Genomic DNA, 15675 nt, shown 5'->3' on the forward strand with positions numbered 1-15675 from the left:
TGATATTTTATTGTTTAAAAATTTTGTTTTTTGATTGCTCATATTCCTTAATGTATTGTACACTTCCAATACCTACATTAACATTGCTTGACAATAAGGCCAAAGCTTTTTGCGTCGCGGCAAGAGCTTCTTCCGGATCATCATAGGTTCCTAATTCTGATTGCGATACAACCTGAGTTGTATTTTTTTCGCTCATATAAAAATAGGTTCCAATTCCTAGTAAAACAACGGCAGAAGCCGCAATTGATAACCACGCCACATTTCGTTTATTAGTTTTTAGTGGTATCTCTTGCGTCAATTTTTGTTCTTTTACCTGAGAGAAATAACCAAACATTGGTTTGTATTGTTGTAAATGCTGCGCAACATTTGATGAAGAAAAATATTCTCTTAATTGATTTTCTTCGGCAATACTAGTTTCTCCCTGAAAGTATTTTTCTAATATATCTTCTATTTTATTGAATTCCATAACTGTGTGTATTAACCATTGATTCTCGTATTTTTTTTCTCGCTCTGGAAAGTGCCACCCGGATAGCCGTTTCATTCATGTTGACAATTTTCGCAATTTCATCAAACTCATATTGTTCAACATCCCTTAGCTGAATTAGTATTTGAAGCTGTTCAGGCAAATGACTTATTATTTTTTCAACCCATTGTAAACTATCTGAGTCTTCCAGTTTTTTATCTAATTGAGGTTCCCGATCAGTAAAATTATTATGTACAATTTTAAGATTACCTGCCCTTTTAGATTTTAATTGATCCAGACAATAATTTTTTGTCATTGTCATCGCCATGGCTTCGATATTATGATAAGCATGTAAATTGTCTTTTTTGTTCCATAATTTCACCATTACTTCCTGAGTTGCATCTTCAGCTTCTTCAGTACTGGTTAGTAATCTTTTTGCCAGACGAAAAACTTTGTCTTTAAAAGGATTTATCAATTCTATAAATACAACTTGGTTCATATCTGGTTATTTATTGATTTCTGAAATATGTAATTCACATATTCTATCAATGTTTTTTGACTATTTTACGGCCATATTCATTTTTAAATCAAAGATGGTTCATTAGCTTATATAGTCAAGACGATACAGTATTATTTTTGTTACAAGCAACTTAAAAAAATATTGTAAAAAAAACTGTACATTTATCTTAGTTAAAACTAAAGGTACTATTTTTACGTATATACTATATTGAAACCCCTATTTTATGAAAAAAACATTAAGATGTTTCGTTTACTTTTTTTTAATTGCATTTAGTCTGCAATCTTGTGATGATAAAGATGATGTCGTCACTTCAAAAGAGCTACAAATAAATAATTTTATCTGGAGAGGATTAAATAAAGTTTATTTATGGCAGGTCGATGTTCCCAATTTAGCTGATAATCGTTTTGCAAATCCGGATGCCTTGGACTCTTTCTTGAAAGGCTATTCAAAACCCGAAAATTTATTCCAGGATTTATTAAACAAACCGGTAAGTAAATATCCAAACGGAGACGCTATAGATCGTTTTAGCTGGATTGTTGACGACTACACTGTTTTGGAGCAGGAATTAAATGGTATTACAAAAAACAGTGGTATTGATTTTAGATTAAGCAGGCAGTCTAAAGATTCAGACAATTTAGTAGGCTACATACGCTATATCATTCCGAATTCAGATGCTTCAAAGAAAGACATTAAACGTGGTGATTTATTCACAAAAGTTAATGGAACAGCACTTACAGTTTCAAATTACGAAAAATTGTTACTGGATTCAGATAGCTTCACCTTAAATTTAGCCGAGTATAACGGTAATGATTTTGTTACAAACGGAAAATCAGTTATATTAACAAAAACTGTTTTAGAAGAAAATCCAATTTTAATCAATAAAATAATATCTTCAGGAAGTCACAAAATAGGCTATTTAATGTATAATGGGTTTTATAGTGAATATGATAATGATTTGAATCAGGCTTTCGCTCAATTAAAAGCTGGAGGCGCTACAGATTTAGTTTTAGATTTAAGGTACAATGGCGGAGGCTCTGTTCGTTCTTCAACCAGATTAGCGAGTATGATTACAGGACAGTTTACCGGACAAATATTTTCTATTCGTCAATACAATGCAAAACAAACTTCAACATTTAGCACTGAAGATTTAGAATCATTAAATGAAAGATTTGTATCAACGCTTGATGGAAATGCTGTAAACAGTTTAAACTTAAATACAGTTTACATTATAACAACTAGCAATACTGCTTCTGCAAGCGAACTGGTTATCAATGGCTTAAAACCCTATATCAATGTAATACAAATTGGTGAAACAACTATAGGAAAAAATGTTGGCTCTAATACGATTTATGATTCAGAAACTCTAACAAAAACAAAAGTAAATCCTACTCATAAATACGCTATGCAGCCTCTAACTTTTAAAATCACTAACGCACAAAAATTTGGGGATTATACAAGTGGATTAACACCAACTTTCGCACAAGACGAATATGTAAGCAGTTATGGCGTTTTAGGCGATCCATCTGAACCTTTACTAAATCTCGCCCTTTCTAAAATTACAGGCAATACGTCAAAAAGGTCACAAATCGACAAAGGATTAGCTCTTCCTTATTTTACAGATTCAAAATCAATGCGACGATTTGGAAAAGAAATGTATATAGAAAATCCTAAATAATTTTAAAAGGAAGACAAAAAAAGAAAATGCCCTAAAAAGTTACATACTATTTAGGGCATTTTTTTATGTGAAGAAAAAAAATTATTACTTTTCGATTTCCCTCATTGAATCCATTTTTTTATGTGCTAAGAATCCTGCAACATCCTCAAAATGTTCTTTTACACGTTTATTTCCAAATTCAAAAACCTTTGTAGCTAATCCATCCAGAAAATCACGATCGTGAGAAACCAGAATTAGAGTCCCGTCAAAATCACGTAAAGCATCTTTGATAATATCTTTCGTTTTCATATCTAAGTGATTCGAAGGTTCATCCAGAATCAATAAATTAACTGGTTCCAACAACAATTTGATCATTGCCAAACGCGTTTTTTCTCCTCCTGAAAGCACTTTTACTTTTTTGGTAATATCATCACCCTGAAACATAAAAGCCCCCAAAATATTTTTTATCTGAGTTCGAACATCTCCAACAGCAATATTATCAATAGTTTCAAAAATGGTAGCATTTTCATCTAACAAAGAAGCCTGGTTTTGAGCAAAATAACCAATTTGTGAGTTATGACCTATTTCTACACTTCCTTCATCAATACCAATTTCTTTCATGATGGCTTTGATCATAGTCGATTTTCCTTCACCATTTTTACCAACGAAAGCTACTTTTTGCCCTCTTTCAATTACGATATTAGCATCTTTAAAAACTACGTGATCTCCGTAAGATTTAGACAACTCTTTTACCACAACAGGATATTGTCCTGAACGTGCTGCCGGAGGAAATTTTAATTTCAATGCAGAATTATCAACCTCGTCAACTTGTACGATAACCAGTTTTTCCAACATCTTAACACGAGACTGAACGGCATCAGTTTTAGAAAATGTTCCTTTAAAACGGTCAATAAATGCTCTGTTATCAGCAATCATTTTTTGCTGCTCATCGTAAGCTTTTTGTTGGTGAACACGACGATCTTTTCTTAATTCCAGGTAATGAGAATATTTAGCTTTGTAATCATAAATTCTTCCCATCGTAACTTCAATCGTACGATTTGTAATATTATCTACAAATGCTCTATCGTGCGAAATTACCACAACAGCTTTAGCCTGGTTAATTAAAAATTCCTCTAACCACTGAATACTTTCAATATCCATGTGGTTGGTTGGCTCATCCAGTAAAATTAAATCCGGTTTTTGCAAAAGGATCTTAGCCAATTCAATACGCATTCTCCATCCTCCAGAAAACTCAGAGGTTTGACGATTAAAATCTTCACGTTCAAAACCTAAACCAACTAAAATTTTCTCAACTTCAGCTTCGTAATTCACTTCTTCAATTGCATAATATTTCTCGCTTAAGTCAGAAACCCTTTCAATCAGTTTCATATAAGCATCGCTTTCATAATCCGTACGCACCGTTAATTGTTCGTTGATTTCATCGATTTCAGCTTTCATTTTAAAAACTTCACCAAAAGCTTTAGAAGCTTCTTCCATAACAGTCGAACCATCTTGTGTTAATAAATGCTGAGGCAAGTAAGCCACTACGGCATCTTTGGGGGTCGAAATACTTCCTGTAGAAGGTTTGCTTTGACCTGCAATTATTTTTAAAAGCGTCGATTTTCCCGCACCATTTTTACCCATAAGGGCAATTTTATCATTTTCATTAATAGCAAAAGAAACATCGCTAAATAATGTAGTTCCACCAAACTGAACCGAAATATCGTTAACTGTAATCATTTAGAATTATAGATTTTAGATTGCTGGATCATTAGACCTTAGCAAGTTTTTTTAAAAGTGCAAAGATAGATTAATTAGAGAATTGAGCAATTAGATAATCAGATAATTACAACTTCAAATACATATGAAGGAAGTCAAAAAAAATCCGATAAAACAAGACTAGTTTTATCGGATACTTTTTTTATAAACTCAGAATATTTTATTTTGAACTATTATTTAATTCGTCCCAAATTGGTGCATTATTTACGCCAATATCTTCAGGATTAAAAACAGGGTCTTTACCTGCTTTTTTCTGTTTTTCATAATCTTTTAGAGCTGCCAATGCCGGTTTTTGTAATAAGAAAATAGCAATAATATTAAACCATGCCATTAATCCAACTCCTAGATCACCAATATCCCACGCCAGTTTAGCAGTATTTACACTTCCATAAACAATAATAAAAACCATCACTACTCTCAAAATATGATTTGCAATTGGTGATTTTAGATTTTTAGTTAGATATGAAACGTTCGTTTCTGCAATATAGTAATAAGCCAAAATCGTTGTAAAAGCAAAGAAAAATAATGCTACAGCAACAAAATAAGAACCAAAACCCGGAAAAACACTATCCATCGCACTTTGTGTATAACCTGCTCCTGCTGTTACATCATCAACTCCTTTATATAAAAATTTAGAAGCATTACCCGTGCCGAAAGCAGGATTTAAAACATTATAAGTTCCAGTAATTAAGATCATAAATCCAGTAGCACTACAAACCAAAAGGGTATCAATATAAACTGAAAAAGCCTGAACCAATCCTTGCTTTGTTGGATGCGAAACATTGGCAGCAGCAGCAATATGAGGTGCAGAGCCCTGGCCCGCTTCGTTCGAATAAATTCCGCGTTTTACTCCCCATTGTATCGCCAATCCAAATACGGCTCCAAAACCAGCTTCCTGATTAAAAGCACTTTTGAAAATTAAAGAAATAATTTCTGGCAATTTATTAAAATCAATTACAACAATGATAATGGAAGCCAGAATATAACCTATCGCCATAAAAGGAACAATTAGTTCTGTGAATTTTGCAATACGTTTTACACCTCCAAAAACAATAGCTGCAAAAATTACTGCAATCCCTACTCCAGTAATCCAAGGATCTAAATGAAATGCATTTTGAACTCCCTCAGCCACAGAATTTGCCTGAACTCCTGGCAATAAAATGCCCATGGCTACAGCGGAAACAACTGCAAACAGAATAGCAAACCATTTTACTCCTAAACCTCTTTCAATATAAAAAGCAGGACCACCTCGAAGCAATCCTTTATCCTTTTCTTTATAAATTTGTGCCAAAGTTGCTTCTACAAAAGCAGTACTAGCACCTAAAAAAGCTACCATCCACATCCAAAATAAAGCACCAGGCCCTCCAAAAGCAATAGCAGTTGCTACTCCCGCAATATTTCCTGTACCTACTCTACCGGCCAAAGACATTGATAATGCCTGAAAAGAAGACACACCAGATTCTGAACTTTCGCCATCAAATAATAAACGAAACATTTCTTTAAAATGACGCACTTGCAAAAACCGGGTTCGTAATGAAAAATAGAGACCAGCTCCAAGACACAAAACAATTAAAGCATTGCTCCATACAATACCATTTAAAAACCCAATAGCTTCTTCCATAAATTTATTTCTTTTTTACAATTATCAAAAACGCAATAAAATCTCTCAAAAGAGAAATATACTGGGTAAAACTATAACATCTGCACAAAAAAAACTAATAGAATTGCATTAAAAAAGACAAAAACAATTAAAAATAAAAAAAGCTTAATGAAGTTACAACCTTCACTAAGCTTTCAAAAATTATCTCTTTTTAAAATTAACTAATTACGTTCTCCTAGTTAGTCTTTTCTCCACTTTTTTGTTTCTTCAAAAACATGCCCCAGAATCGCTGCTTCAGCTTCATCGAAATCAATATTTCTTCTTCCCATTACTAACTTTGCTGTTTCAAAGGCTTTCTTAGTAACATATGTTGTAAATCCAGCAGCACCTCCCCATGAAAAACTCGGAACAAAATTACGCGGAAAACCAGTTCCAAAAATATTGGCGCTCACTCCTACAACAGTTCCGGTATTGAACATCGTATTGATTCCGCATTTACTGTGATCGCCCATCATTAAGCCGCAAAACTGAAGTCCTGTCTTAGCAAAACTTTCTGTTTCGTAACTCCACAATTTTACTTCTTCATAGTTGTTTTTCAGGTTTGAATTATTACTATCAGCCCCAATATTACACCATTCACCCAAAACAGAATCCCCTAAAAATCCGTCATGCCCTTTGTTTGAATTTGCAAAAAGAACCGAATTCTTGACTTCTCCTCCAATTCTGGATCCCGGACCAACAGTGGTTGCTCCATAAACTTTAGCATTCAGTTTCACTTGTGCATTTTCGCATAAAGCAAAAGGACCACGAATTACGGTTCCTTCCATAATTTCGGTATTTTTACCTAAATATACAGGACCCGTTGAAGCGTTCAGCGTCACAAATTCTAATTTTGCTCCTTCTTCAATAAAAATATTCTCCGGAGAAATAACATTTACACTTTTTGGAATAGGCTGTGATTTTCGATCCTGTGTTAAATAATCAAAATCAGCACGAATGGCCGCATCATTTTTTGAGAAAATATCCCAGGTATGCTCTACAGTAAGAACATCTTCATTATATTGAATGATTTCATAAGAATCAAAATCGACTTCTTCCTGATTTTCGGTGGTAAAAAAAGCAATTACATCATCGCCTTTAAAGATTGCCTGATTTTCTTTTAGATCAGAAACCAATTCAGCAAGCATATCATTAGGCAAATATGCTGCGTTAATCATAATATTTTCTTCCATTTCCACCATTGGAAATTTAGCTGATAAATATTCTTCAGTAATAGTTGTTATAGTAGAACCCAAACGCGCTTCCCATTTTTGTCGAATCGTCATGATTCCGATTAAAATATCAGCAACTGGTCTGGTAAAAGTAAAGGGCAATAAAGCATTCCTTACGGGACCGTCAAAAAGAATGTAATTCATAAATATAAATTTGGCACTTGTTAAAATCTTGATTTGGTTATCAGGCTCAAAGTTACAAATATTTTATTTGTATCATTAAACAGAAGCCTTAACTAAAAATCATAAAAAAAGCCTTCCGATTGGAAGGCTTTTGTATCAATAAAAACAGACTATTCTTTTTTAGCGTGTTTTGCATATTTAGTTTTGAACTTGTCAATACGTCCTGCAGTATCGATAAGTTTAGATTTACCAGTATAAAAAGGGTGAGATGTTCTGGAAATCTCCATTTTTACAACTGGATACTCAACTCCGTCAACTTCAATTGTTTCTTTTGTATCTGCAGTAGATTTAGTGATAAAAACCTCGTCATTTGACATGTCTTTAAATGCAACTAATCTGTAATTTTCTGGGTGAATTCCTTTTTTCATCTTTTCTTTTATTTATTGTTTAGAGCATTTTTATTTTGAAGCTTTTTCATGGTTAGAAAAAGGTGTAAACAAACGGTACTCTTTTTTTGTTTAAAAATTTTAATTATTTTGAGTTTGCAAATTTACAATTCTTTTTTAATATACAAATGTTTAGCGCACTTTTTTTTAGTTAAATTCAAAAAGCTTTTTATCCTCGAATATATTGGGAATTGCTATATTTGTGGATTAATTTTAAAACATATAGAAAATATGATTAACGAAGTTATAAAAAAGAACGGAATTACCTATGGTGTAATGATTGGAATTGCATCAACATTAATTACTGCTACAATATATGCAATTGATTTAAACTTATTTACCGCATGGTGGATGGGATTGTTAGGCATTGCTATCAGCCTTACAATATCTATCCTTTTACTATCTAAAACAAAGAAAGAATTAAATGGAATTTTTCCCTTTAAAGAAGCCTTTACTACTTATTTTATAGCGGCTGTAATTGGAATTTTGATTTCTACAACTTTTAACATTCTTCTATTTAATGTTATTGATCCGTCGGCGAAAGAGACTTTAAGCGAATTAATGATTAAGTATACGGTAAATATGATGCAGAAATTTGGATCACCGGCTTCAGTTATTAATGAAACTATAGCAAAAATGAAAGTAAGCAATCCATATTCAACTTTAGAATTATTAAAAGGATCTATTTTTGCGATTGTTATCAGCTGCATTTTTGGATTAATTTTCGCTGCCTTTTTTAAAAGCAAAACTACACAAGAATAAAAAATTAAATGAATCTATCTATACTTATACCGCTTCTGAACGAAGAGGAATCACTACAAGAACTCTATTCGTGGATTATTAAAGTGATGCAATCCAACAATTACTCTTATGAAATCATTTTTGTTGATGATGGAAGTACAGATGATTCCTGGAATATTATTGAAAGTTTTTCAAACGAAAATCCAAATGTAAAAGGGATTCGCTTCATGAAAAACTTTGGAAAATCGCAGGCTTTACACGCTGGTTTTGCTAAAGCAAAAGGCGATGTCATTGTTACAATGGATGCCGATTTACAGGACAGTCCGGATGAAATTCCCGGATTGTACGAAATGATTACGACTCAGAGATTTGATTTGGTTTCCGGCTGGAAAAAGAAACGCTACGACTCTGTTATGGCAAAAAACCTTCCTTCGAAATTATTTAATTGGGCAGCCAGAAAAACTTCGGGAGTTGAATTGAATGATTTTAACTGTGGATTGAAAGCGTATAAAAATACAGTTGTAAAAAACATTGAAGTATCTGGCGAAATGCACCGTTATATTCCGGTTTTGGCAAAAAATGCCGGATTTGGAAAAATTGGGGAAAAAGTTGTCATACATCAAGCACGTAAATATGGTGAAACCAAATTTGGAATGGAACGATTTATAAATGGATTCCTTGATCTGATTACGATTTGGTTTTTATCACGATTTGGAAAAAGACCTATGCACTTGTTTGGAGCAATGGGTTCTTTTATGTTTATCATTGGATTTTTACTGGCCGGTTATATTGGGATTTCGAAATTATACCACATGTATAATGGAATGAGATATAGTTTAATTACAAGTAATCCATGGTTTTTTATTGCTTTAACTACTATGATTTTAGGAACGCAATTATTTTTGGCAGGTTTTCTGGGTGAAATTATTTTGCGAACTAAAAACAACGAATCACGTTACAAAGTATCCCGAGAAGTTAATTTTTAATACAAAACCCTAGCCCTGATGGAAGCGGCATCCTTTTTTGGCTTTTTTCTGCCAAAAAAGATATAGTGGACAGCAGGATTAGCTCCTGAAAAATACTTATCTTTAATTAAAACATTAAAAAGACATTTACATGAATATTGCACCTAACATTTTAAGCGCCGTAAACGAATGGCTGACGCCTACATTTGATAACGAAACACAAGCTGCTGTTAAAGAATTGATAACAACATCACCGAAAGAACTTGAAGAAAGTTTTTATAAAAATCTGGAATTTGGAACAGGCGGAATGCGAGGAGTTATGGGGGTTGGAAACAACAGAATCAACAAATACACACTTGGAAAAAACACTCAGGGACTCTCAGATTATTTACATGAAGTTTTTCCAAATCAGCCTATAAAAGTCGTTATTGCTTATGATTGTCGTCATAACAGTAATACTTTAGCTAAGGTTGTTGCTGATGTATTTTCTGCAAATGGAATTCAGGTTTATTTGTTTTCAGATTTGAGACCAACTCCGGAATTGTCATTTGCACTTAAATATTTAGGCTGTCAATGCGGAATTGTTCTTACTGCATCTCACAATCCACCAGAATATAACGGATATAAAGTATATTGGGAAGATGGAGGCCAAATTGTTCCGCCAGAAGATGCTGCTATCATTAAAATAATCGAAAGTTTAGATTATGATAAAATCAAATTCAACGCAAACGAAAGCCTGATTCAGTATATCGATACTGAAATCGACAAAGCTTTTATAAAATCATCTATAGAAAACGCAAGTTTTAATACTCCAACTGAAGCCAAAGACAATTTACAAATTGTTTTTACTTCATTGCACGGGACTTCTATAAAATCAATTCCTGATACTTTATCTCAAGCAGGGTATGCAAATGTACATATTGTTCCTGAGCAGGCAGAACCGAACGGAGATTTTCCAACGGTTAAATCTCCAAATCCAGAAGAGCCTGAAGCATTAACTATGGCTTTGGCTTTGGCCGAAAAAACCAATTCAGATATTGTAGTTGGAACAGATCCTGATTGTGACCGCTTGGGCGTTGCTGTTAGAAATAACGAAGGCAAAATGATTTTGCTTAATGGAAACCAGACTATGGTTTTAATGACTTCCTTTTTATTAAAACAATGGAAAAAAGCAGGCAAAATTAACGGAAGACAATTTGTTGGTTCAACCATTGTTTCGACTCCGATGATCATGGAATTGGCAACAAGCTATGGTGTAGAGTGCAAAGTGGGACTAACAGGTTTCAAATGGATAGCCAAAATGATTAAAGATTTTCCAGAACTTCAATTTATTGGCGGCGGTGAAGAAAGCTTTGGTTTTATGGTTGGTGACGCCGTTAGAGATAAAGATGCTGTTGCGGCTACCTTGTTAATATGTGAAGTTGCTGCACAGGCAAAAGCTGCAGGAAGTTCTGTTTACAAAGAGCTGTTGCAATTATATGTTGAAAATGGTTTTTATAAAGAATATTTGGTTTCGCTGACTAAAAAAGGAATGGAAGGTTTAGAAGAAATCAATCAGATGATGGTTGATTTACGTGAAAATCCTTTGAAAGAAATTAACGGACAACGTGTAATTATGGTTGAAGATTATCAGTCATCTATTGCTTTGAATTTATTGACAGCTGAAGAATCTACGATGGATATGCCAAAATCAAACGTTTTGATTTATTACACAGAGGATGGCTCTAAGATTTGTGCAAGACCAAGCGGAACTGAACCAAAAATTAAATTCTATATCAGTGTTAATGCCGAATTAGAATCGGTGGAAGATTTTGATGCTGCAGAAGCTTTTTTAGATCAAAAAATACAAAATATCATTGCAGACATGCAGTTGAAATAACACAATAAATGAGTCATACACTCTTTATAATTATATTACAATTGTGCACACAGGTTGTACAAAATTAAGCATCTCTACCATTTAAGACTCTATTTTGCGTTAAGAAATAACGTAAATTAGAGTCTTTTTTTTATAAAAAAAAGAAAAAAGTAGGGGAAAACAAACCAATTCAATTAATTTTGTGCAGTGAAAAACCTCCTAAATAAATTAACTATTTAATACTGCACAGTGATAAACTAATTAAAGTTTCCGCATATTTAACTCAATTACCTGAAAAAAAATTGTTGCTGGAGAAACTCGAAATAGCATCGCTATAGCAGAAAATAACATCCATAAAATAAATGAGTAATTTCAAAAAAACACTTCCTTTTATATATCCGTATAAAAAATACGCCTACTTAAACATCTTTTTCAATGTTTTGTATGCTCTTTTCAGTACCCTTTCATTCATGGCATTAATTCCTATGATACAGGTTTTATTTGATAAAACAAAAAAAAACACTGTCATGCCTATATATGAAGGAATTGCACATTTAAAAGAATATGGAGAAAACTACTTAAGTTACTATATTACAACTCATACAGATACAAACAATCCTGGTTTTGTACTTTCGGTTATGGTTGCCATCATTATTTCGATCTTTTTATTAAAAAACCTAGCCGACTATCTGGCTATGTTTTTTATTACTTTTTTACGGAATGGTGTTTTGAGGGACATGCGAAATGCGATGTATAAAAAAACACTCGAATTACCCTTGGCGTTTTTCTCTGAGAAGCGAAAAGGAGATGTTATTTCAAGGATCTCTGCCGATGTAAATGAAGTTCAAACTTCTTTTTTAGCCATATTAGAACTTATTGTAAAAGAACCTTTAACGATCATTTTTACGATAATCGCTATGTTAATCATTAGCGCTAAACTAACTTTGTTTGTTTTTATTTTTATACCTGTTTCAGGATATATTATCTCTTTAATCGGCAAACAGCTTAAAAAGAAATCAAGTAAAGCGCAACAGGAACAAGGCGCTTTTTTATCGACTATTGAAGAAACTATTGGAGGATTAAAAGTTGTAAAAGGATATAACTCTGAAAACTATTTTAATACAGTTTTTCAAAACTCAACCGAGCGTTTTTTTAAATTATCGAATAGTATAGGAAATCGTCAAAACTTAGCTTCACCTGCAAGTGAATTTATGGGAATTATGGTTATTACCATATTATTATGGTATGGAGGACAGATGGTTTTAATTGAAAAAACACTAGACGGAGCTTCTTTTATTGCTTATATGGGTCTGGCATATAATATTCTTACGCCTGCAAAGTCAATATCAAAAGCATCTTATGCGGTAAAAAAAGGAAATGCTGCTGCAGAAAGAGTTCTGGAAATTCTGGAACAGGAAAATACAATTACATCAAAAACTGATGCAATTGAAAAAACAACTTTTGACAATAACATAAGTGTTCAAAATATTAATTTTAAATATGAAAATGAAACGGTTTTAAAAGATTTTTCTCTTAAAATTAAAAAAGGCCAGACTGTTGCTCTGGTAGGACAATCAGGAAGCGGAAAAAGCACGATTGCCAATTTACTGACACGTTTTTATGATGTCAATGACGGAACAATTTCTATTGACGGGATAAACATAAAAGAAATGAACCTGCAGTCTCTTCGAGGATTAATGGGATTGGTCACTCAGGACAGTATTTTATTTAATGACACTATCAAAGCTAATATTGCTTTAGGAAAATTAGATGCAACGGATGACGAAATTATTGAAGCTTTAAAAATCGCCAATGCTTTTGAATTTGTAAAAGAATTACCTTTAGGGATCTACACTAACATTGGTGACAGCGGAAATAAATTATCCGGCGGTCAGAAACAACGTTTATCGATTGCACGTGCAGTACTTAAAAACCCTCCAATTATGATTTTGGACGAAGCAACATCTGCATTGGATACCGAAAGTGAAAAATTTGTTCAGGTTGCCCTTGAAAACATGATGCAGAACAGAACTTCGATTGTTATCGCTCACCGACTTTCTACAATCCAAAAAGCGGATGTAATTGTTGTAATGCAAAAAGGAAAAATTGTAGAACAAGGAACTCATGATGAATTAATTTCTCATAACGGGACTTATAATAAGCTTGTAACCATGCAGTCTTTTGAATCTTAAGACTCAGGCTTTTTAACTATATAGCTATTCACAGATTAAAGAATTATTAAAACTGTTTTTAATTATCATTAATCTGTGTTTATTTTTTTAACTTAGATACTAGTAACGATTAATCGTTTAATTCTTCAAAAATGTATCTTAACAATCCAAACATAAAATTACCTGAAAACCGTGATACAATTGTCTGGAAATACTTAGACTTATCTAAATTTCTTGATTTATTGCTCTCCAGAAAATTATTCATGTCCCGTTCTGATAAATTTGAAGATCAGTATGAAGGTACTTTTAGCGAACCAACATTTGAAGAGATTAAAAAACTGGCAACTGACAATCCTCAATTTTTAAATTATTACAAAACCCATCGTGAAAAAGTAGCAGTCAGCAGCTGGCATATTAATGAATATGAATCATTTGCTATGTGGCAGATATTTACTCAAAACAGTGAAGGATTAGCTATTCAATCCACAATTGGCCGACTACAGGAAGCTGTTAAACCTGAAAATAATTTTGATCAATATATTGGTGAAGTAAATTATATCGACTACAAAAAAGAATACATTCCGTTTGATGATTTATTCTTTCCGTTTTTGTTTAAAAGAAAAAGTTTTCAGTATGAACGTGAAGTACGTATTTTAACCGACACTTCAAAAAGCACTATAAAACTAAACGATGGATTAAAGATTAATGTTGACATCAATCAGTTAATCGAAAAAATATACATTCATCCCAAATCAGAAAACTGGTATAAAAAACTGGTAATAGAATTAGTCGAACGTTTAGGATTTGGATTCGAAATAGAAAAATCTGATTTAGAAAGTGATATTTTGATTTAGGCATTTTCTTTATTTATCAATCTAAAACCTAAATTATATTGGCTTATAACTTACCGCTTCCCACTTTTTAGAAGCTAAATCTATGTAGTTATAATGCAAAACATCATTTTTATCAAACTGTCCGTTTTGATTTGTATCTTCAATGGTTCTAAAGTATAAACGATTTTTAGATTCTATTAAATTCCAGTCCACTAATTCCTGAAAATCTTCAGAGATTTTAGTGAAATTTTCTCCGCTAATATTACTTAAGTATAATGTTTTAATATCTCCGGTATCAATTTTACCGTCTTTATTGGTATCAGCATCAGCAAGGGTATAAACCATAACCTGATTCAGTGTTTTATCAGCAATTGGCTTTAAATACGTAGCCGTTAAAATCAAAACAGGTTTATCAGATAAAGGCCTGATGGAGTCTGAATCTGTTTTTTGAAATTTCAGGTTTTGCAAATATCCAGTAATTTCATATTCACCTAAATTAGAAATTGTAAAACTCACATCATTAACAGTTGATGATCCGTAACGTGCTTTTGTTCCTTTTTCAAAAACCCTTAAATCTCCAACCGGATGAATCAAATATTCCGTCCCTTCCATTTGAATGGGCAGATCAGCAATTTCTATCTGAGTAGAATCTGTTTTAGCAATACTTACTTTATTTGATACATCGTAAGTGACTTTTGGTTTTTTAACTTCCTCACGACAGCTGATTATTAGTGTTCCGACAATTGCTAAGGCTATATATTTTAAGTACTTTTTCATCTGCAAATTATATTCAATTATCAAATATACTATTTTTGATTGTAATTCTGGTTTTTATTGAATTTTACTAATCCGAAGATGTTTAAAAGAACAATTCCGAAATACCCCAGAAAAATTATCCAGCATTTTTTATAAACGGATACAATATAATGAAATTGTCTTTCTCTCTCCATTTCCAAAAAATACAATTTATTCTCTTCGTAATATCCACATGAAAAATATTTTATTTTTTCCAAATTAGATTGTCTTGGCTTTGGCTTTGGACTTGACAAAACATAAATATCATCTTCATAATGAGCCCATAATTGCACTTTTTCTTCAGATACAATATTAATAACACTAATAAATGTATTATAATCTATTTTTGAATCAAAATGAATTTTAGCGCCATTAATTGTATCGTATTTTTTTTACCAAATCCCTAACAAAAAATCGCAACTCCTTTAATTCTTCAAATTTATCTTTTTTAAAATT

At 32.5% G+C, this 15675-nt stretch carries 14 protein-coding genes; 6 read left to right on the top strand and 8 right to left on the bottom strand.

Going from position 1 to position 15675, the window contains the following annotated elements; all coding sequences use genetic code 11:
• Window positions 1-7 precede the first annotated feature (7 nt).
• Together ACEN2I_RS11495 and ACEN2I_RS11500 are read right to left on the bottom strand one after the other, a co-directional pair.
• Entirely contained in the window at window positions 8-466 is a 459-nt protein-coding gene (locus tag ACEN2I_RS11495; protein WP_441766245.1) for a hypothetical protein, read from the bottom strand.
• Window positions 453-962 carry an RNA polymerase sigma factor gene (locus ACEN2I_RS11500; protein WP_441766246.1) on the bottom strand — a complete coding sequence of 170 codons (510 nt, stop codon included), beginning with the start codon at window positions 960-962 and terminating at the stop codon, window positions 453-455. The genes ACEN2I_RS11495 and ACEN2I_RS11500 overlap by 14 nt, the downstream gene beginning before the upstream one ends.
• A gap of 244 nt (window positions 963-1206) precedes the next feature.
• Between ACEN2I_RS11500 and ACEN2I_RS11505 the strand changes: the two genes are divergently transcribed.
• Window positions 1207-2658, top strand: coding sequence for a S41 family peptidase (locus tag ACEN2I_RS11505; protein WP_441766247.1), 1452 nt, complete (start codon window positions 1207-1209; stop codon window positions 2656-2658).
• Window positions 2659-2742: 84 nt separating this feature from the next.
• Here the strand turns inward: ACEN2I_RS11505 and ACEN2I_RS11510 are convergent, their stop codons facing one another.
• The 4 genes from ACEN2I_RS11510 to ACEN2I_RS11525 all read right to left on the bottom strand — a co-directional run bounded on the left by ACEN2I_RS11510 (window position 2743) and on the right by ACEN2I_RS11525 (window position 7838).
• Window positions 2743-4377: an ABC-F family ATP-binding cassette domain-containing protein gene (locus ACEN2I_RS11510; RefSeq protein WP_441766248.1), complete on the bottom strand. Its 1635-nt coding sequence runs from the start codon at window positions 4375-4377 to the stop codon at window positions 2743-2745.
• Between the two features lie 199 nt (window positions 4378-4576).
• The gene (locus ACEN2I_RS11515; RefSeq protein ID WP_441766249.1) at window positions 4577-6037 is read right to left on the bottom strand and encodes an alanine/glycine:cation symporter family protein; all 1461 of its coding nucleotides are present in this window, start codon (window positions 6035-6037) and stop codon (window positions 4577-4579) included.
• 218 nt (window positions 6038-6255) lie between these two features.
• Window positions 6256-7431 carry a GlmU family protein gene (locus ACEN2I_RS11520; RefSeq protein WP_441766250.1) on the bottom strand — a complete coding sequence of 392 codons (1176 nt, stop codon included), beginning with the start codon at window positions 7429-7431 and terminating at the stop codon, window positions 6256-6258.
• Between the two features lie 149 nt (window positions 7432-7580).
• Window positions 7581-7838 carry a type B 50S ribosomal protein L31 gene (locus ACEN2I_RS11525; protein ID WP_441766251.1) on the bottom strand — a complete coding sequence of 86 codons (258 nt, stop codon included), beginning with the start codon at window positions 7836-7838 and terminating at the stop codon, window positions 7581-7583.
• A gap of 249 nt (window positions 7839-8087) precedes the next feature.
• On the opposite strand from ACEN2I_RS11525, the gene ACEN2I_RS11530 reads away from it, so the two are divergent.
• The 5 genes from ACEN2I_RS11530 (at window position 8088) to ACEN2I_RS11550 (ending at window position 14445) form a co-directional block, all read left to right on the top strand.
• Window positions 8088-8618 carry a DUF4199 domain-containing protein gene (locus ACEN2I_RS11530; RefSeq protein WP_441766252.1) on the top strand — a complete coding sequence of 177 codons (531 nt, stop codon included), beginning with the start codon at window positions 8088-8090 and terminating at the stop codon, window positions 8616-8618.
• Window positions 8619-8626: 8 nt separating this feature from the next.
• Complete coding sequence (locus tag ACEN2I_RS11535; RefSeq protein WP_441766253.1) at window positions 8627-9583, top strand: glycosyltransferase family 2 protein; 957 nt, start codon at window positions 8627-8629, stop codon at window positions 9581-9583.
• A 130-nt stretch (window positions 9584-9713) separates the two neighbouring features.
• Window positions 9714-11441 (top strand): phospho-sugar mutase, encoded by a 1728-nt coding sequence (locus tag ACEN2I_RS11540; RefSeq protein WP_441766254.1) that lies wholly within the window; start codon window positions 9714-9716, stop codon window positions 11439-11441.
• A 341-nt stretch (window positions 11442-11782) separates the two neighbouring features.
• On the top strand, window positions 11783-13612 hold the full coding sequence (locus ACEN2I_RS11545) for an ABC transporter ATP-binding protein (protein ID WP_441766255.1): 1830 nt from the start codon (window positions 11783-11785) through the stop codon (window positions 13610-13612).
• A gap of 131 nt (window positions 13613-13743) precedes the next feature.
• The gene (locus ACEN2I_RS11550; RefSeq protein WP_441766256.1) at window positions 13744-14445 is read left to right on the top strand and encodes a DUF2971 domain-containing protein; all 702 of its coding nucleotides are present in this window, start codon (window positions 13744-13746) and stop codon (window positions 14443-14445) included.
• 33 nt (window positions 14446-14478) lie between these two features.
• Here the strand turns inward: ACEN2I_RS11550 and ACEN2I_RS11555 are convergent, their stop codons facing one another.
• Both ACEN2I_RS11555 and ACEN2I_RS11560 read right to left on the bottom strand, forming a co-directional pair.
• Complete coding sequence (locus tag ACEN2I_RS11555; protein ID WP_441766257.1) at window positions 14479-15201, bottom strand: hypothetical protein; 723 nt, start codon at window positions 15199-15201, stop codon at window positions 14479-14481.
• Between the two features lie 29 nt (window positions 15202-15230).
• Complete coding sequence (locus ACEN2I_RS11560) at window positions 15231-15512, bottom strand: hypothetical protein (RefSeq protein WP_441766258.1); 282 nt, start codon at window positions 15510-15512, stop codon at window positions 15231-15233.
• Window positions 15513-15675 lie beyond the last annotated feature (163 nt).

Origin of the sequence: Flavobacterium sp. W22_SRS_FK3 (assembly GCF_052113665.1) — a bacterium.
Taxonomy (GTDB): domain Bacteria; phylum Bacteroidota; class Bacteroidia; order Flavobacteriales; family Flavobacteriaceae; genus Flavobacterium.